Source organism: Kitasatospora sp. NBC_00374 (assembly GCF_041434935.1).
Lineage (GTDB): Bacteria > Actinomycetota > Actinomycetes > Streptomycetales > Streptomycetaceae > Kitasatospora.
Genome location: NZ_CP107964.1, coordinates 8,013,768 through 8,031,449, shown reverse-complemented (window position 1 = coordinate 8,031,449; position 17,682 = coordinate 8,013,768). Strand labels below are relative to the sequence as shown.

Here is a 17,682-nt window from a genome sequence, read left to right as displayed (position 1 = left end):
TTCCCCCGGGATGAGAACCGGTTCGGATTTTGTGCCGAAGTGAGCACCGGCCCACCGCCGCCGCCCGGCCTCCCCGGCCAACTCCCCTGTCTCGGAGGGTGGTTCCCGCGCTCGTGGTGCTGCGCCGGGTACCGCTCGTGCTCTATCTTCAGCGAACCACCACAACTCGTCCGCACGCGCCCGACCGAGCCGCACCGACAGGACGCGACAGCGGCGAACCGCCGGCATCGCGCCGCCGCCGACCGGCCCCGGCGGGGGCCGGGCCGCCGACGCGCGCGCCGACCGGCCGACCCGTCAGGGGGAACGCATGGCCAGGCCACCGAAGGCAGCCGGGTTCACCGGGCCGATGGAACAGATCCCACGCGAACTGGCCGCCGTGATGCGCCCCGAACTTCCCAGCCTGCTGAAGGAGATGGCCGCCGAGATCGTCAGCGTCATCCCCGAGTACCGGGAGCTGCTGGAGGGCCCGAACGCCCGGGTGATCCGGGTCGGCATCGAGCAGAACATCGCCACCTTCGTCGACCAGGTCGCCGCCCCCACCGCGACCACCTCACTGCGCGACGAGATCTGCCGTCGCTTCGGCCGCTACGAGGCCTACGAGGGCCGCAGCCTGGACATGCTGCAGGACGCCTACCGGATCGGCTGCCAGGTGGCGCTGCGCAGGGTCCGGGCGGTCGGACGCCGCTACAACCTCTCGGCGACCGTACTGATGGCCTTCGCCGACGCGCTCTTCGCCTACATGGGCGAGATCGCCGAACTCTCCCGCGAGGGCTACCTGCAGGCGATGGCCGAGCTCGGCGAGGAGCCCGACAACCGGCGCCGGCGGCTGCTGCGCCGGATCCTCGGCGGCGCATCGGTGGCCCGCGGCGCCCTGGCCGAGCTGGCCGAGCACGCCGCCTGGCCGCTCCCCGCACAGGTCACCCTGGTCGCCCTGGACGGCGGTTCCCGCCCCGCCCGGGCCCTGCTCGACCGGGACGTCCTGGTCGACCTGGCCGGCCGGGAGCCGTACCTGCTGGTGCCAGGCCCCCTGGACGAGCGGCGCCGCCGGGCCCTGTCGGCCGCGCTGACGGGCTGCCGGGCCGCCGTCGGCCTGACCACCCCGCTCGGCGAGGCCGCGGACTCGCTGCGCTGGGCCAGGCACCTGCTCGCCTCCGAACCCTCCGCCGCCGCGGCCGACCGGCCGCCGGCCTACTGCGAGGACCACCTCGTCCGACTCTGGCTGCTCGGCGACCCGGCCCTGGTCCGGCAGATCGCGGAGCGCCACCTCGCCCCGCTCGCCGGCCTCACCCCGACCCGCCGCACCCGGCTGCTCGACACCCTGCACACCTGGCTCACCACCCGGGCCACCGCGGGCGAGATGGCGGAGCTGCTCGGCGTCCACCCGCAGACCGTGCGCTATCGCATCCGCACCCTGGAGCGCGCCTTCGGCGATCAACTCACCGACGGCGAGAGCCGGTTCGCCATCGAGGTCGCGTTACGGGCGACCCACCTGGCCGACCCGGTCGCGCCGCCCGACCGGCCGCCGCACTGCGACTGAGTCGGCTGCCCGAGCCCGGTCCGGCGGTCACCGGGTGGCCGGGGTGCGCCGGGGCTCCGGCCGGCGGGAGCGGGAACGCCGCCGGCCCGGGGCCGCGGCGGGCCGGGGACGGGCGGGCGGGAGCAGGGCGGCCCGCTCGTCCTCCGCCAGACCGCCCCACACGCCGTAGTGTTCGCGGGCCTCCAGCGCGTGGCGCAGGCACTCGGCCCGGACCGGGCAGCCCGCGCAGACCCGTTTGGCCGCCGCCTCCCGCTCGTCGTGGGCCTCGCCCCGCTCACCCGAGGGGTGGAAGAACAGGTTGCCGTCCAGTCCCCGGCAGGCGGCCTGCACCTGCCAGCTCCAGGACTCCTCGAAAGCGCCGGGCAGGCGCGACACATCGGTCATCCGCTGGTTCTCCTTCCGTTCCGCCCGCAGCCGTACCAGGCCGGGCGGGCCTCAGATCATCGGGCCGTCGTGGCCGGCGAGCCGCTCGAAGAGCCCGGCCCGCCGGTGTGCTCCTCGCGGACGCAGGCTCCGGCCGGCCGGCAGCACCTCGCGGCCGGGGATCCACAGCCGGTACCCGACCGGGCCGGCGCCCGGGTGGTGCCCGTTGCCGGCCGGGTGGTTCCAGGCGCCTGGGTCATGCCGTGAGCTCCCGCCGTCGGATCCGCCGTCGGACCCGCCGTCGGGCCCGCTGTCCGTTCGGCTGCCCCCGATCCGGGCGGTCACACCCCTGCCCCGGCCCCTTCCCCCATCTCGGCAGGCGCGCCGAAAAGTCGCCGGAGACCACCCGAAAGGCCCACAAGGTACCCCGGTACGGCGCCCCCCGAGTGCGGACGGCCGCCCGGCCGCCCACGGTGAGGAACGGCGCTCCTGCGAACCGACAGCCGGCAACGGGCCGGCCCTCGCGAGCACCGGAAGGACGAATCCCATGCGTTCTGTACGTACCTTCGCTACCGGCGCGGCCATCGCCGCCGCCCTTCTCCTCGGCGCCCCGGCCGTCGCCCATGCCGATGTCACCAGCGACAGCGGCAGCCACGAGAAGGCCTGGGACGGCAGCGACAAGGAGGCGAAGGACTCCTCCAAGGAGGCCAAGCCGACGGAGGAGCACTCCAAGGGCGACAAGGAGGAGAAGTCGGACTACGCGAAGCCCCACGGCGGCGTGCACACCGGCGGCGGCGGCCTGGTGTCGGGCAGCGGTGCCGCCACCGGCGCGGTCCTCCTGGCCGGCGGTATCGGTGTCTCGGCGCTCGCCATGCGCCGCCGCCGCACCGGCCGCTCCGTGGGTGCCGCGGTCTGATCCCGCGCGCCTCGGCACGCCCTGCCGGTCCGCCGCACCGCGGCAGACCGGCAGGGCGTCCGGCTTCCGCCCCGTGTCCCCGTCAGAAAGGGTCCCTCCGATGGACCGTCCACCCCCGGCGCGCCCCGGCCGGATGCTCCGCTTCGGCCTGGCCGCGACGGCGCTCGGCGCCGTCCTGCTCTACAACTCGGTCGACGCCGCGCCGGTCGGGACGCCCACCACCGAACCGGCCGTGACCACCGCCGCGGTGCCCACGCCGGCCGCGCCGCTCCAGCCGCCCGCGAAGAGCGCACCCGGACTGTCGCGCTCCGCGCCCACCCGGGTCCGGATCCCCAGCCTCGGCGTCGACGCACCGGTGACCGAGCTGACCGTGAACGCCACCGGCCAGCTGAACGCCCCGCCCGTCGACGACAAGAACCTGGTCGGCTGGTACCGCGACGGAGCCGCACCCGGCCAGGCAGGCAGCTCGGTGCTGGCCGGCCACGTGGACACCAAGACCGGCCCGGCCGTGTTCCTGATGCTGCGGCTGCTGCTGCCCGGCAGCAAGGTCGAGGTGGACCGCGCCGACGGTAAGGTCGTCACCTTCACGGTCGACAGCGTCGAGACCTTCGCCAAGGACGCGTTCCCCGACGACCGCGTGTACGCCGACACCCCCGACCCGCAGCTGCGCCTGATCACCTGCGGCGGTTCCTACGACCGCACGAAGAAGGACTACACGGCGAACGTGGTGGCCTTCGCCCACCTGGACTCCGCCCGCTGACGTCCCGGCCGGGGCCGGACCCGGCCGACCGGCGGGTCCGGTCCACTCCCCCGGGAGGCGGTGGTGTCCGCCGGGCTGCCGGTGATCTTGGCCTTGAGGTCGTTCCAGCCTGCGATCCCCAGCCAGGTGAGGATCGTGAGGCCTGATGTCACCAGACCGATCCGCAACGACCACTTCCTGATCTCGCTGTCAGGATGTTCCGGTGGCGTATCAGCCACTACCCCTCCCCCTGAGGCCGTACGCAAGCCGAAGACTCCCTCAACTGGCTCACCACCATGCCGGATTGCGAAGCGCCAGCCAAGAGGGGCGAGGCGCCTCATCGCTACTACAAGCGACCGGAGCGGCGGGGACGGCGGGCGCGGCCGGACGGCGTCACCGGCGAGGGCGCCTGGTGGAAGGTGTCGTCATGCCGGATGCTCTGCCAGCCCCGCTGTCCCGCCGAACCTGGCCGCCACCCGGACGGACCAGCCGCAGCCGTTCTCACCAGCCGCTGGCGGGGCGCGCCGCCGTGGCTGCCTGGCGCCGACTTGGGCAGCTCGCCCGCCCCGGATGGGCAGGCTCATGCCCGGATACTGTCTGCCGTCATGCAGAAGATCACACAGTTCGCGAGACTCGTCGCACTCGTCGGCGCGTCCGCACTGGTCACAGGATGCTCCTCCGCCGGCTCCACGACCACCCCCGGCGCCACCAGGCCCGCTGCGTCGGCGCCTGCGTCGGCACCACCGTCACCGTCCGCGGCGTCCCAGCCGGTGGTGGCCGACTGGGCCCAGTCCGCCACCGCCGGCGCCGCCGCCGTCATGAACATCGTGCTCCGAGGCGGCCGACCGTCCGGCGAGACGTGCGCCACGCAGTGGAACGAACTGCCGCCACAGAAGCAGGCCAGCCTGGACCGCGCAGGCTTCGACGCGGGCTGCAACAGCGCCTCCACGCCGGACACCGTCACCGGCCACGGCCCCACCGCGACTCCCTGACCTCCGGGCACCCGGCGGACGGGTCGTCAGAACGGGGCGCGGGCGGTGTACAGGGCGAAGGCCTGTTCGGTCACGTCGAGGGCCAACGCGGTGATGACCACGGCGGCCTTCACCGGCCCGGTGAACCTGATCCGACTGACCTCGCCGTCGGTGGCCGTGGTCTCGCGGTCCAGGAGGGCGAAGCGTGCCGGACAGGTCCCCGTGCGCGAGTGACCCGTCCACATGGGCCGCACCCGGGTGGGTCGCGGTCTGCCGGACGGGGGCCTACCGGGGTGCTGCGGTGTGGGGCCGCTGCCCGGCGGGATGTGCCGCGGGCGGCTGGGCGTGCAGGCGCGCCCGGGCCTGCCCGAGGGCGGTCCGGGCGGCGCAGATGACGAACCACCACGGGCAGCAGGGTGCCGCGGAACCAGTCGGCCGCCCGCAGTTCGCCGGCGGCCTCGGCGAGGAGGGCACCCGCCTCGTGGATCCACTCGCCCCGGGTGCTCGCCCGGTACTCCCCGCCGGCGCGGCCGCGATGCCGGCGAGCTCACCCACGCCGAGGTCCTCCACAGGGTCCGCGCCGAACAGCACCAGCAGCGCGGCCGCTTCCGCCAGCAGACCGTCCCTGCACCCCACCCACCACGAACTCACGCTGCAATCATGCCTCATGACGGGGCATATCGGACCGTGAACAGGCAACCCGCCTTGAACCGGGGGCATGAGTGGGTGGGGCAGGCCGTGCTGTCCGGCGGTCGGGCCCTCTTGCCGTCAGCGGCGGGCCGCCACCAGGATAGTGGCTCCGTTGAGTGAGAGAGATATGACGATGGGTGACGAGAACAAGGGCGGCGCGACGGACGGCGGCGGGGCCCACGCCAAGCCGGGCGGCCCCGACAACGGGCCCAAACCCAGCCCCGACGGCCAGGGCCCCCAGCCGGAGCCCAAGCACAATTGAGCGCCGACCCCGGCGCGGACGCCCGCCACGCACTCGCCGACCACCTCGTGAGCACCGGTGCGCTGGGCACCGGATGGCGCCCGGCGTTCGAGGCGGTCCCCCGGCACCTGTTCCTGCCGCCGGTTTACTGGGAGTTCAGCGACGGCACTACCGTGCAGCGCGACCGCGCCGCCGACCCCGGCGGGTGGCTCGCCGGCGCCTACCGCGACACCCCGGCCGTCACACAGTGGGACGACGGCGACGAGGCCGCGGGCATGCGGGACTTCACCTCCAGCCTGAGCATGCCGACGATGGTCGCGCTGATGCTCCGCGACCTCGACGTCGAGGACGGCCACCTGGTCCACGAGATCGGGACCGGGCCCGGCTACAACGCCGCGCTCCTGGCGCACCGGCTGGGTGACGACCGGGTGGTGAGCGTCGAGATCGACAAGACCGTCGCCGACACCGCCCGCGCCAACCTCGCGGCGGCCGGCCTCGGCGGGGTCCGCGTGGTGACCGGCGACGGAGCCGAAACCACCAGCGGGGCCGGGGCCGGCGGGGGCGGCGGGCGGGCCGACCGGCTCATCGCGACCTGCTCCAGCCTGGTCACCGAGATGCCCACCGCCTGGCTCGAGGCGACCCGCCCCGGCGGGATCCTCGTCGCACCGGTGGCCACCCTGTTCGGCGGCGGCGCCATCGCACGCCTGCACGTCGACGGCGAAGGCCGCACAGCGGCCGGGCACTTGACCGGCCCCTCGGACTTCATGCGCATGCGCCAGCAGCGCTACCAGGCACCACCCGTCGACGCCTACCTGCCCGGCGACTGGCCCGGCGACGCCACGCCGTCCGTCACCGACCTGGACCCGGAGGCCATCGGCGCCTCCTGGCTCGCCCAGCTCGCCATCGGCACCCGCCTGCCCGACCTTCAGATCCCCCCGAGCTCGCCGGGGCCCGGGTCGAAGGGCAGGAGCTCGACGGCGTGCTCGGCGATGTCGCGGTGGTCGTCGTCGATGACGGCCCGCTCGTCGAGGTGGACCTCGGTCCGGTCGGTGAGTACGCGGGTGGTCCGGATCGCGATGGGGTGGGGCGCGTAGGCGGAGCCGGCTTGCAGGTGGCTGAGGACGAGGTGCTCGATGAGGGCCTGGCCGTCGTCGGCGGTGCCGATTCCCAGAGCTGTGCGCGTCCAGTCGGTCCTGCTGGTGTACCAGGCGCAGTCGCCGGTGCAGAGCTGATAGGTGCGTGGGCCGGGGCGCAGGCTCATGTCGGTCCGTTCCCGTGCAGCCGCCGACCTCGGCGCACAGCAACTGGATGTCCGGTGCGCGCGTGTTCGCGAAGGGTTGGAGCGGCGGGTCGCCGGGCCCGCTTGGTCCGCCGCTGTTCGCCGGATGGTCGGATCCGGTGGGACGGATGGATCTCCCGCTGAGACCTGTACGAAGACTGCCGAGCGGGCACGCGCCTGCGCAAGCAGCGATGCCGCAACGTACCCGATTGGCGTACACGGGCCCCGCCCGATGGGCGGAGAGGGCAGGATTCGAACCTGCGCGGGCCCCGAGGGACCCTGCTCGGCCATTGCTGGCCAGGCACCCGATGAACCGCTCCGGGCACCTCTCCCAGTCCCGGGAGCCACACTCTCGCTCCCTGACGTGCCCTCAGCATGCCCCGGGCACCTGACCGGGCACTGACACCTGGCTGACCCCTCACCGAACCCTCCGGTGTCATCGGTCTCCGGGCGCGCTCCGGCACCACGGCCCGGCACGGGATCCGACGGTCGGCATGCTGTCAAGCCGCGGCCCGGGCCTGCGACGCCCACGCGCGGGCGCCGACCTTCCCGGACCGTTGACGTACGCCACCCGGCGGTCCTGCGTGTTCGGCCAGGTCAGGTGGGCTATAGAGTGCGCGAACCGCCAAGCCCGAACGCTGGCGTCTACTCACCGAGGGGGAACAGTGCCACAGACCGACGGCGGCATCGAGGCCGATGCGCAGCGGACGGAAGGCGGTGGGCTGGAGGGACTGCGGGCGATCTGGGCAGCGGCCGAGCGGCCGCAGCCGCCACGCCCGTGGTACCGGAAGGTGTCACCGAAGCCGCTGGCCCTCGCCACCGCCTGCGCCGCAGCGGTGTGGGCCGCAGTTCTCGCGATCAACGCCGTCGACGCAGAAGTAGAGCAGCGGACCGTGACACTGCCTGCGGAGTTCGGCGGGCTGCCCCAGGTGGCGGACGACGGGGACCTGCGCGCCCTGCGGGCCGACTTCCTCCGTGCGACCGGCCGTCAGTTCGCTGGCCGGGGCGCGGAGGTCGCCGGGTACGGGCGGCCCGGCGCGACGGGACTGGCCGAGGCGGAGCCGCTGGTGACCGCGGTGAACGCCTCGATACCCGACGCCGCGCAGGCCACGACCCGAATGCTCGGCGGCTACTCCCCCGTCGGCCCCGGCACACTCCGTGACGGCACGCCCGTCACCGACCTGGAGAGCTTCGACCCCGGCCCGCTCGGCGGAGCCATCGCCTGCGCACTGCTGCACGACGGCGGGCTGCACAACGGCGACCGGCCCCTGGCGGCCTGCGCCTGGGCGGACGGCAGCACCGCCGGCGGCCTCACCGACGGCACCGGCAAGCTGACCCTCCCCGAGCTGGCCCAGCGCACCCGGGAACTGCGCACCGCTGCCGAACACCGGTCCTGACGACTTGCCGGACCGCCTGCCAAGCCGGGCGTGACAACCCGGAAGAACGGACCAGAGGCCCCCACCGTCCGACAGGGCGGGTCGTCGGCCGAGCCAGACGACGTCGATGACTACAGCGGCCCCGCCACGGAGTTGACCAGGCGGACGAGGCTGAGCTGACCGACCGAGGCGCAGCGCACGCTCTCGCCCTCGGGGTTGGTGGCGTCCCACTGGGGCCGCCTGGCTTTAACTGGTGGTTTCAGAATGAGTTGTGATGGCTTGGGTGCAGGCGCGGCCTGGAGTGCGCCATCCACGGGGTCGCGCCACGGCCGGACCCGGGTGCGCTGTTCGTCCTGGGACTGACACGTCAGCGGCGCTCGCTATCGTCCAGGCCATGACCTCAAGTGATCATCTGCTCGACCTGATCCAGACCACCCCGGAGATCGATCTGCTGCTGCGGTCATCGTTCGGCTTCGACATCCACCGGAAGCACTACCGCGATGGCCTCAGGCTTGCCTCGGGTGCGCCGCTGGAGGTGATCGCCGGGAGTCGGCTGGTGGGGCGTACTTCCTGTGCGCCGAGCAGAACGGTCGCCGGCCGGTGGTGTTCGCGAGTTCCGAAGGGGAAGGCGGGCTGCTCGCCGATGACCTGGCGGACGCGCTGGAGATCATCATCGGGCTGGAGTGGCGGGACTGCCTCTCATTCTCAGGCGGTGGCGATGTGGAGGTCATGCAGATCTCCGCTCAACACCTTGAACGGTCCCGTGACAAGTACAACCCGGACATCGACAACGAAGCTGCCCAGGTGGCCGCAGCCCTGTCGCTGCGTATCGTCCCTGTCACTGACCTCGTCATCCGGTTGCACGCAACCGCATCGAAGACCGAACCGGATTACGTCGTGACCGACGACGACGGGCAGGCGTTCGACCCACCGTTCGGCGAGCACGTGGAGCCTCGCCACGGTGGCTGGCGCTGAACCCGACCGGCCGCTGCCGCCAGTCGTATCGACACCGGCAGCTCGGCCAGAACGCCTCGACGAGCTCACCCAGGAGAACCACCGCCTGGCCGCCGAAGCCCGCGAAGAGCGAGAACAGAACCCTCACCGACCGGGTCCGAGCCCTGGAAGACGATCTAGCCGGGGCCAGGACCAGCCTCAGGCGCATGATGCGTGAGCAGAACTGACCGCGTCCAGGAGAAGCATCACGTGCGTCCGGGACTGCGGACCTGTGAAGACCGCATGGTCCAGTTCCCATTCCCACTTGGTGGCGACACCCTCGGGCTGAGCCGCGTCAATGGTGCGAGCCGCACGCTGGAGGGACTCGACGGGAACAGCAGATAGGAAGGGGAACAGAGCGACCACGGGAACGTGGTCGAAGGTGCCTCGGCTCATGGACATGAGCTGATCATCCGTTCTCTCCGTCGCCGACGACAAGGGATCTCCGCTCTCAGCACCCCAGCAGAACAGCCGCCGAGCTGAGCATGTTCGTGTGTACCGCCTCGGGAGGCTGCAAGGCGATGGGCACTGGTAGTCAAAACGCAAGGAGGATACGTCGCTTGAGGAGGTCGAATCCGGCTCGACCGTAGTGCTGGCGCTTGATCATCTTGATCCGGTTCACGTGTCCCTCGACGCGCCGGAGTTCCAGGCCAGGGTAAGGCCGGCGGTGACGGCGGCAAGGTCCTGACGCAAGCCCTTCGCGAAGGAGTGAGGCGAATCCGCCGGCGAGGGATTCCTGGGCCGCTTGTTCGGCCGGTAGCTGGGGCCGTTCATGATGACCTGGTGGCAGGCGGCAGCAGCGGAGCCACGCGGTCCCACAGATGGTCCGGAACAAGATCAGCACGCATCCGCACAACCTGCCGCCCAAGATCACCCAAGCGCAAGACCGGGAGCTCTACTCATTCAACAAGTCGGGCCCTCGACTGAGGGTACGCATGCCGCGATGGCAACCAGCTCGTGGGCCGCGTGGTAGACGACCGTCCAGGCCCCCGCCCGGTCTTCACGGCCGCTGTCAGTCGAGCGTCTCTTCGGCGCGCACGCTGGCCGCGTCGAGGTGCAGCTCATAGACCGTGGAGCAGTCGGCGGCCAGCGTCGCGACCGGCTTCCCGCACCGGCACGCGCGGTTGAGGCCCTGATCGCCAGAGGGACCGCCGCAGCACCCCATGCTCGCCTCCACCAGCATCTTCAGGTCCGCTGCGTCGTCGGGGTGCAGGACGATGTTGCCCCGGGGGCCGGCGGACTTCAGGGTGCCTCGCTCATCGGATTTCCAGCCCGCCCGGCGCTGCGAAGGACCGTCCCCGTCCTGCGGGTAAGGCTCGTAGGGGGCACCCCAGGGCTCGGTCTCGATCGCGTAGTGCCCTTGGGGGATCGTCGCGCCGGGGCCCCGCGCACCCGGCCTTGGCTGCTCGTAGGGGGGCGGCGCCGGTACGGCGGGCAGCAGCGTCAGCGGGGGCGTCAGCGCCGCACCACACCCGGAGCAGTGGAAGATCACCATCAGGCAGTTCTAGCCGTTCAGCGCCCGCCGCACATCTGAATTCTGGCGGTCGACCTGACGTCCAGCCAGCTTTCGGGTGGCGGCCAAGTGGCTTTGTTCGCGAGAACGGTGCACCGGGAAGGACTTGACGTGACCGCGCTGGCGCCGGATTACCAGCGGATCGTCAATCTCCTGGCAGACCATCAACGGTTCACTCCGAAGGAGGCGATGGGCTGTCAGGAGATCGCGGCAGTAGCGGGAGCGGAGGTGGTTGCGGCGAACTCGCCACGCGCCTGCGTGAACGAGCGCCGGGCCGATCTCCATCAGAGACTCCTGGAACTTGCTGAAAGCATCATCTATCCCCACCGACTCCAGAGATCATTCTGAAACGATCAGTAAGCGATCACTCGCAGACTACGGTGCTCCGTCACAACATTCTGGTTCGAGGTGTCGCCTGACAGGCGATCTTGACCGTTTGCCAAGTGATCTTGACTGATGCCAGGTTTCTGCCACTTGATCTTGACCAGTGCTGGGGGAGCCGGTGGCGGTTGCCGCGCCGGCGTACGGTGGTGCCGCTGCTGCGACGGCCGAGGTTGACTTCATCGAGCCTGGCGAGCCTCTTCGGCTGCGTAGTCGCCCCTTGGGATGTCGGTGGCCTGGGTTAGCGTCCATGGTCACTGCCGAGAGGGGCCATGAACATGCGAATGGACTGGTCGGAGGTCCGGGAACGCGTCATTGCGGTCGAGGCGGCCGAACTCCGGGCTCGCGGCCGGGAGCCGTCTCGGTACCCCAGCTTCGAACCGGTCCTGACTGCTGCCGAGATCGCCGAGGTGGAAGCGCAGTGCGGTGTCGCGCTTCCCGAGGAGTACCGCACGTTTCTGGCGGAGGTCGGGGCAGGCGGCCCCGGACCGGCGCTATCGCTCACGTCGTTGCGCCGGGTGAACGGGAGGTGGGGATGGGTCTGGGACGACGACGAAGACCATCCCTGGCTGCTGGATTCGAGCGGGCCGTTCGTCGAGACGGAGGACTGGGCCGGCCAGCAGATGGCGACCCTTCGCGCCGCAGGCCACGAGCCCACCGTCCGCGACGATGACCACGGCCACCTGGACAATTACCGCGAGGTCTTCGGCGATGTCGGCGACGAGATCTGGCACGTGGAACGCGGACGGGGTGCGATCCACATCAGCGACAACGGATGCGGGATGACCGGCTGGCTCATCGTGGTCGGCCCGCATCGCGGGCAGCTCCGAGACCGCGACTGTGCCGTCAATCCTCCCTTCGAGCCGTACGTTGACGGACATGGACGCCGCCACACCTTCGGCACCTGGTATCTGGAGTGGCTCGAGCGGCGCGAGACAGCAGCGCGGCAATCTTGACCCCACCCGGCTGCGGCACTCTGACACTGCAAGGGCAAGGCCGCAGACCAGCTCGACCGGTCAAGATCTCTTGGCAATCGGTCACGATCACCCGTCAGAGGACACCGGTGTCCGCTGACCCGTCTCGCCGTTGATCAGTCTCAGCGGAGTTTGGCCGGTTGACGTTTGTCTCGTCGAAGTCTGACCGCCGGGTTCAGTGCGGGACGCTTCGGCTCCCTCCACCGCCGCCACCGCGCCGCCGAGTTCAAGAAGTTCCTCGCCAAGCTCGACAAGGAAGTGCCCGCCGACCTGGACGTGCACCTGATCTGCGACAACTACGCCACCCGCAAGACCCCGGCGATCCAGAAGTGGCTGGCCGGCCACCCCCGGTTCCACCTGCACTTCACCCCGACCAGCTCGTCCTGGCTCAACCAGGTCGAGCGATGGTTCGCATTGCTGACGGACAAGCAGCTCCGACGTGGAGTCCACAAGTCCGTCCAGGCCCTGGAGAAGGACATCCGGGCCTGGATCAAGACCTGGAACGAGGACCCCCGCCCGTTCACCTGGACCAAGACCGCCGACGAGATTCTCGAACGACTCGCCTCATATCTTGAACGAATTCCTGGCGCAGGACACTAGTGTCCTGCGCCGCAAGTGCCAAGCCTAAGTTCACTAGGGTTTTATGGTGCTCTGGGGGTGATTTTGGTGAGGTAGTCGGCGAGCGAGTTCAGGATCTCGTCGGCGGTCTTGGTCCAGGTGAAGGGCTTCGGGTCCTCGTTCCAGGTCTGGATCCAGGTGCGGATGTCGTTCTCGAGAGCCTGGATGGAGGTGTGGACGCCGCGGCGGATGAGCTTGTCGGTCAGCAGGCCGAACCAGCGCTCGACCTGGTTGATCCAGGAGGAGCCGGTCGGGGTGAAGTGGACGTGGAACCGGGGATGCCGGGCCAGCCATTTCTGGATCTCGGGGGTCTTGTGGGTGGCGTAGTTGTCGCATACCAGATGCACGTCGAGCTCGGTCGACACGGCCTTGTCTATCGTGATCAGGAACTTTTTGAACTCGATGGCGCGGTGGCGTCGGTGCAGAGCACTGATGACGCTGCCGTCGGCAATGTTGAACGCGGCGAACAGGCTCGTGATGCCATGGCGCAGGTAGTCGTGGGTGCGACGCTCGGGCATGCCGGGCATCATCGGCAGCACCGGCTGGGATCGGTCCAGCGCCTGGATCTGGCTTTTCTCGTCGACACAGAGCACCACCGCCCGCTCCGGCGGGTTGTGGTAGAGCCCGACGACGTCGACGACCTTGTCCACGAACTGCGCGTCGGTGGAGAGCTTGAACGAATCCTGCAGGTGCGGCTTGAGGTCAAACTTCTGCCAGATGCGCCCGATGGTGGACTTCGACAGGCCGGTACGTTCGGCCATCGAGGCGCGTGACCAGTGGGTGGCGTGCTTCGGTGTGGACTCCAAAGTCGCCGCCACGACATCCTCGACCCTGTCGAGCAGGATCGAGGGTGGCCTGCCGGGGCGCGGTTCGTCGACCAGACCGTCCAGGCGGTCCTCGACGAACCGGGCCCGCCAACGGTTCACCGTCGCCTGGGCGGTGCCGAGTTCGACCGCGACCTGCTTGTTCGTGCCGCCCTCCGAGCATCGCAGCACGATCCTGGCCCGCAACGCGAGGGACTGGGCCGTCTTCGCCCGCCTCGCCCATCGGGTCAGTTCCTCCCGCTCCGACTCGGTGAGTACAAGTTCCGCCTTGCGGCGGCCGGGCCGTGGCTCGTCCGCAAGGCCCGCCAGTCGGTCAGCCGCGAAACGGGCCCGCCACTTGCGCACGGTCGCCACATTCACGCCCCTATCGGCCGCCACCCGCGTACTTGACACTCCGTCCGCGCAGGCCAGGACGATCCCGGCCCGCTCGGCGAGCCGGGCCCCCGCCCCGCCGGCCGCCCAGTGCGACAACTCAATGCGCTCCTTCGAGGAGAGCACAATCTCTACAGCCTTCGGACCTCGTTGCGACACGAAAAACAGACTACAGACTTATGACTGATATTTCCGGCGCAGGACACTAGTGTCCTGCGCCGCAAGTGCCAAGCCTAAGTTCACTAGGGTTTTATGGTGCTCTGGGGGTGATTTTGGTGAGGTAGTCGGCGAGCGAGTTCAGGATCTCGTCGGCGGTCTTGGTCCAGGTGAAGGGCTTCGGGTCCTCGTTCCAGGTCTGGATCCAGGTGCGGATGTCGTTCTCGAGAGCCTGGATGGAGGTGTGGACGCCGCGGCGGATGAGCTTGTCGGTCAGCAGGCCGAACCAGCGCTCGACCTGGTTGATCCAGGAGGAGCCGGTCGGGGTGAAGTGGACGTGGAACCGGGGATGCCGGGCCAGCCATTTCTGGATCTCGGGGGTCTTGTGGGTGGCGTAGTTGTCGCATACCAGATGCACGTCGAGCTCGGTCGACACGGCCTTGTCTATCGTGATCAGGAACTTTTTGAACTCGATGGCGCGGTGGCGTCGGTGCAGAGCACTGATGACGCTGCCGTCGGCAATGTTGAACGCGGCGAACAGGCTCGTGATGCCATGGCGCAGGTAGTCGTGGGTGCGACGCTCGGGCATGCCGGGCATCATCGGCAGCACCGGCTGGGATCGGTCCAGCGCCTGGATCTGGCTTTTCTCGTCGACACAGAGCACCACCGCCCGCTCCGGCGGGTTGTGGTAGAGCCCGACGACGTCGACGACCTTGTCCACGAACTGCGCGTCGGTGGAGAGCTTGAACGAATCCTGCAGGTGCGGCTTGAGGTCAAACTTCTGCCAGATGCGCCCGATGGTGGACTTCGACAGGCCGGTACGTTCGGCCATCGAGGCGCGTGACCAGTGGGTGGCGTGCTTCGGTGTGGACTCCAAAGTCGCCGCCACGACATCCTCGACCCTGTCGAGCAGGATCGAGGGTGGCCTGCCGGGGCGCGGTTCGTCGACCAGACCGTCCAGGCGGTCCTCGACGAACCGGGCCCGCCAACGGTTCACCGTCGCCTGGGCGGTGCCGAGTTCGACCGCGACCTGCTTGTTCGTGCCGCCCTCCGAGCATCGCAGCACGATCCTGGCCCGCAACGCGAGGGACTGGGCCGTCTTCGCCCGCCTCGCCCATCGGGTCAGTTCCTCCCGCTCCGACTCGGTGAGTACAAGTTCCGCCTTGCGGCGGCCGGGCCGTGGCTCGTCCGCAAGGCCCGCCAGTCGGTCAGCCGCGAAACGGGCCCGCCACTTGCGCACGGTCGCCACATTCACGCCCCTATCGGCCGCCACCCGCGTACTTGACACTCCGTCCGCGCAGGCCAGGACGATCCCGGCCCGCTCGGCGAGCCGGGCCCCCGCCCCGCCGGCCGCCCAGTGCGACAACTCAATGCGCTCCTTCGAGGAGAGCACAATCTCTACAGCCTTCGGACCTCGTTGCGACACGAAAAACAGACTACAGACTTATGACTGATATTTCCGGCGCAGGACACTAGTGTCCTGCGCCGCAAGTGCCAAGCCTAAGTTCACTAGGGTTTTATGGTGCTCTGGGGGTGATTTTGGTGAGGTAGTCGGCGAGCGAGTTCAGGATCTCGTCGGCGGTCTTGGTCCAGGTGAAGGGCTTCGGGTCCTCGTTCCAGGTCTGGATCCAGGTGCGGATGTCGTTCTCGAGAGCCTGGATGGAGGTGTGGACGCCGCGGCGGATGAGCTTGTCGGTCAGCAGGCCGAACCAGCGCTCGACCTGGTTGATCCAGGAGGAGCCGGTCGGGGTGAAGTGGACGTGGAACCGGGGATGCCGGGCCAGCCATTTCTGGATCTCGGGGGTCTTGTGGGTGGCGTAGTTGTCGCATACCAGATGCACGTCGAGCTCGGTCGACACGGCCTTGTCTATCGTGATCAGGAACTTTTTGAACTCGATGGCGCGGTGGCGTCGGTGCAGAGCACTGATGACGCTGCCGTCGGCAATGTTGAACGCGGCGAACAGGCTCGTGATGCCATGGCGCAGGTAGTCGTGGGTGCGACGCTCGGGCATGCCGGGCATCATCGGCAGCACCGGCTGGGATCGGTCCAGCGCCTGGATCTGGCTTTTCTCGTCGACACAGAGCACCACCGCCCGCTCCGGCGGGTTGTGGTAGAGCCCGACGACGTCGACGACCTTGTCCACGAACTGCGCGTCGGTGGAGAGCTTGAACGAATCCTGCAGGTGCGGCTTGAGGTCAAACTTCTGCCAGATGCGCCCGATGGTGGACTTCGACAGGCCGGTACGTTCGGCCATCGAGGCGCGTGACCAGTGGGTGGCGTGCTTCGGTGTGGACTCCAAAGTCGCCGCCACGACATCCTCGACCCTGTCGAGCAGGATCGAGGGTGGCCTGCCGGGGCGCGGTTCGTCGACCAGACCGTCCAGGCGGTCCTCGACGAACCGGGCCCGCCAACGGTTCACCGTCGCCTGGGCGGTGCCGAGTTCGACCGCGACCTGCTTGTTCGTGCCGCCCTCCGAGCATCGCAGCACGATCCTGGCCCGCAACGCGAGGGACTGGGCCGTCTTCGCCCGCCTCGCCCATCGGGTCAGTTCCTCCCGCTCCGACTCGGTGAGTACAAGTTCCGCCTTGCGGCGGCCGGGCCGTGGCTCGTCCGCAAGGCCCGCCAGTCGGTCAGCCGCGAAACGGGCCCGCCACTTGCGCACGGTCGCCACATTCACGCCCCTATCGGCCGCCACCCGCGTACTTGACACTCCGTCCGCGCAGGCCAGGACGATCCCGGCCCGCTCGGCGAGCCGGGCCCCCGCCCCGCCGGCCGCCCAGTGCGACAACTCAATGCGCTCCTTCGAGGAGAGCACAATCTCTACAGCCTTCGGACCTCGTTGCGACACGAAAAACAGACTACAGACTTATGACTGATATTTCCGGCGCAGGACACTAGGGGCGCGTTGCGAAAGTAGTTAGGTCGGGCGCCTGATACGTCACAACCCCTGGATGGCTTCGCCCAAGTCGGAGCCGTAGGAAGCCCAGCAGATGACCGATCCGTCGGAATCGAGCTGTCCCATGTACCAGTCGTCGTCAGCTCGCACGAGACACAGGTCGTGGAAGGACAGGATGACCTCGGGCCGGAGCAAGGCGTAGTCCGCGCGGCCGTGCTCCTCAGCCACGACGATTCGTTCGAGAGGCAGCAGGGCGGCTTCAGGATCCCCTGACGCGGAGCGCACCCGCTCGATCGTCCAACCGTCGGGCAGTCCATCGTTCACCACCGCATGATCGCAGCCAGGGGTGTCTTACAGCCACTCGTATATGGCGGCGATCACCACGATGGCCTCGTAGCGAACAGCCAACTTGTCGTACCTCGTGGCCACCGCGCGGTGCCGCTTCAGCCGGTTGATCCCGCACTCCACTGCGTGGCGTGCGGTAGTCGTCCTTGTCGAATGGGCGGACGGCCGCCCCGAGCGCCGAGCTTCTTGCGGTTTCGGACCTGGTCGGCCTTCTCCGGGATGGTGCAGCGGATGCCGCGCCTGCGTAGATATGCACGGTTCGCCCGGGAGCCGTAGGCCCGGTCGGCGCGGACCGTGGCAGGACGCGTGCGCGGTCGCCCGCTACCGAGGCGAGGCACGCGAATGCCCTCCGGGTCGTAGCCGGCTGAGGGTCGCACTCCTATGTGCCCTGGCAGTGGTCGGGTGCCTCGGTCACCGGTTTTCCGCTTGGTGCTCAGGATGGGATGGGCTCGGCAGGGGGGATATGGGTGACGCCACTGCGGAAGTTGCATCACCCA

Annotated in this window: 17 protein-coding genes, 1 tRNA gene and 3 pseudogenes; 11 read left to right on the top strand and 10 right to left on the bottom strand. The window is 69.7% G+C overall.

What is annotated here, in order from left to right; genetic code table 11:
- Positions 1 to 346: 346 nt before the first annotated feature.
- Complete coding sequence (locus OG871_RS34990) at positions 347 to 1,537, top strand: helix-turn-helix domain-containing protein (protein ID WP_371502333.1); 1,191 nt, start codon at positions 347 to 349, stop codon at positions 1,535 to 1,537.
- A 27-nt stretch (positions 1,538 to 1,564) separates the two neighbouring features.
- On the opposite strand, the gene OG871_RS34985 is transcribed toward OG871_RS34990, so the two are convergent.
- The gene (locus tag OG871_RS34985; protein ID WP_371502331.1) at positions 1,565 to 1,921 is read right to left on the bottom strand and encodes a WhiB family transcriptional regulator; all 357 of its coding nucleotides are present in this window, start codon (positions 1,919 to 1,921) and stop codon (positions 1,565 to 1,567) included.
- Positions 1,922 to 2,447: 526 nt separating this feature from the next.
- Between OG871_RS34985 and OG871_RS34980 the strand changes: the two genes are divergently transcribed.
- The 3 genes from OG871_RS34980 to OG871_RS34970 all read left to right on the top strand — a co-directional run bounded on the left by OG871_RS34980 (position 2,448) and on the right by OG871_RS34970 (position 4,547).
- The gene (locus OG871_RS34980; RefSeq protein ID WP_371502330.1) at positions 2,448 to 2,816 is read left to right on the top strand and encodes a hypothetical protein; all 369 of its coding nucleotides are present in this window, start codon (positions 2,448 to 2,450) and stop codon (positions 2,814 to 2,816) included.
- 100 nt (positions 2,817 to 2,916) lie between these two features.
- Positions 2,917 to 3,576 carry a class F sortase gene (locus OG871_RS34975; RefSeq protein ID WP_371502328.1) on the top strand — a complete coding sequence of 220 codons (660 nt, stop codon included), beginning with the start codon at positions 2,917 to 2,919 and terminating at the stop codon, positions 3,574 to 3,576.
- A gap of 584 nt (positions 3,577 to 4,160) precedes the next feature.
- Positions 4,161 to 4,547, top strand: a complete 387-nt coding sequence (locus tag OG871_RS34970) for a hypothetical protein (RefSeq protein ID WP_371502327.1) — start codon at positions 4,161 to 4,163, stop codon at positions 4,545 to 4,547.
- 26 nt (positions 4,548 to 4,573) lie between these two features.
- Here the strand turns inward: OG871_RS34970 and OG871_RS34965 are convergent, their stop codons facing one another.
- Positions 4,574 to 4,771, bottom strand: coding sequence for a hypothetical protein (locus tag OG871_RS34965; protein WP_371502326.1), 198 nt, complete (start codon positions 4,769 to 4,771; stop codon positions 4,574 to 4,576).
- 557 nt (positions 4,772 to 5,328) lie between these two features.
- Here OG871_RS34965 and OG871_RS34960 point away from each other — a divergent pair.
- Positions 5,329 to 5,478: a hypothetical protein gene (locus OG871_RS34960; RefSeq protein ID WP_371502325.1), complete on the top strand. Its 150-nt coding sequence runs from the start codon at positions 5,329 to 5,331 to the stop codon at positions 5,476 to 5,478.
- A complete protein-coding gene (locus OG871_RS34955; protein WP_371502324.1) occupies positions 5,475 to 6,551 on the top strand; it encodes a methyltransferase domain-containing protein in 1,077 nt (358 codons plus the stop codon). Before OG871_RS34960 ends, OG871_RS34955 begins: the two co-directional genes overlap by 4 nt.
- A 422-nt stretch (positions 6,552 to 6,973) precedes the next feature.
- On the opposite strand, the gene OG871_RS34950 is transcribed toward OG871_RS34955, so the two are convergent.
- A tRNA-Ala gene (locus OG871_RS34950) sits at positions 6,974 to 7,068 on the bottom strand.
- Positions 7,069 to 7,401: 333 nt separating this feature from the next.
- On the opposite strand from OG871_RS34950, the gene OG871_RS34945 reads away from it, so the two are divergent.
- Both OG871_RS34945 and OG871_RS34940 read left to right on the top strand, forming a co-directional pair.
- Entirely contained in the window at positions 7,402 to 8,133 is a 732-nt protein-coding gene (locus OG871_RS34945) for a hypothetical protein (protein WP_371502323.1), read from the top strand.
- Between the two features lie 579 nt (positions 8,134 to 8,712).
- Positions 8,713 to 9,087: a hypothetical protein gene (locus OG871_RS34940; protein WP_371502322.1), complete on the top strand. Its 375-nt coding sequence runs from the start codon at positions 8,713 to 8,715 to the stop codon at positions 9,085 to 9,087.
- A 553-nt stretch (positions 9,088 to 9,640) separates the two neighbouring features.
- Here the strand turns inward: OG871_RS34940 and OG871_RS34935 are convergent.
- Both OG871_RS34935 and OG871_RS34930 read right to left on the bottom strand, forming a co-directional pair.
- A pseudogene (locus tag OG871_RS34935) lies at positions 9,641 to 9,813 on the bottom strand (ISL3 family transposase); the annotation flags it as partial.
- Between the two features lie 304 nt (positions 9,814 to 10,117).
- Complete coding sequence (locus tag OG871_RS34930; protein ID WP_371502321.1) at positions 10,118 to 10,600, bottom strand: hypothetical protein; 483 nt, start codon at positions 10,598 to 10,600, stop codon at positions 10,118 to 10,120.
- 129 nt (positions 10,601 to 10,729) lie between these two features.
- Here OG871_RS34930 and OG871_RS34925 point away from each other — a divergent pair, with 129 nt between their 5' ends.
- The 3 genes and pseudogenes from OG871_RS34925 to OG871_RS34915 all read left to right on the top strand — a co-directional run.
- Positions 10,730 to 10,966, top strand: a complete 237-nt coding sequence (locus tag OG871_RS34925; RefSeq protein ID WP_371502320.1) for a hypothetical protein — start codon at positions 10,730 to 10,732, stop codon at positions 10,964 to 10,966.
- A 317-nt stretch (positions 10,967 to 11,283) separates the two neighbouring features.
- On the top strand, positions 11,284 to 11,955 hold the full coding sequence (locus OG871_RS34920) for an SMI1/KNR4 family protein (RefSeq protein WP_371502319.1): 672 nt from the start codon (positions 11,284 to 11,286) through the stop codon (positions 11,953 to 11,955).
- A gap of 210 nt (positions 11,956 to 12,165) precedes the next feature.
- A pseudogene (locus tag OG871_RS34915) lies at positions 12,166 to 12,573 on the top strand (transposase); the annotation flags it as partial.
- A gap of 41 nt (positions 12,574 to 12,614) precedes the next feature.
- On the opposite strand, the gene OG871_RS34910 reads toward OG871_RS34915, so the two are convergent.
- From OG871_RS34910 to OG871_RS34890, 5 genes and pseudogenes are all read right to left on the bottom strand, one after another.
- On the bottom strand, positions 12,615 to 13,886 hold the full coding sequence (locus OG871_RS34910) for an IS630 family transposase (protein ID WP_371494711.1): 1,272 nt from the start codon (positions 13,884 to 13,886) through the stop codon (positions 12,615 to 12,617).
- A gap of 151 nt (positions 13,887 to 14,037) precedes the next feature.
- Positions 14,038 to 15,309: an IS630 family transposase gene (locus OG871_RS34905; protein ID WP_371494711.1), complete on the bottom strand. Its 1,272-nt coding sequence runs from the start codon at positions 15,307 to 15,309 to the stop codon at positions 14,038 to 14,040.
- A 151-nt stretch (positions 15,310 to 15,460) separates the two neighbouring features.
- Positions 15,461 to 16,732, bottom strand: coding sequence for an IS630 family transposase (locus tag OG871_RS34900; protein ID WP_371494711.1), 1,272 nt, complete (start codon positions 16,730 to 16,732; stop codon positions 15,461 to 15,463).
- A 150-nt stretch (positions 16,733 to 16,882) separates the two neighbouring features.
- Positions 16,883 to 17,164 carry a hypothetical protein gene (locus OG871_RS34895; protein ID WP_371502318.1) on the bottom strand — a complete coding sequence of 94 codons (282 nt, stop codon included), beginning with the start codon at positions 17,162 to 17,164 and terminating at the stop codon, positions 16,883 to 16,885.
- 27 nt (positions 17,165 to 17,191) lie between these two features.
- Positions 17,192 to 17,529: pseudogene (locus tag OG871_RS34890) on the bottom strand (transposase); the annotation flags it as partial.
- Positions 17,530 to 17,682: the final 153 nt, after the last annotated feature.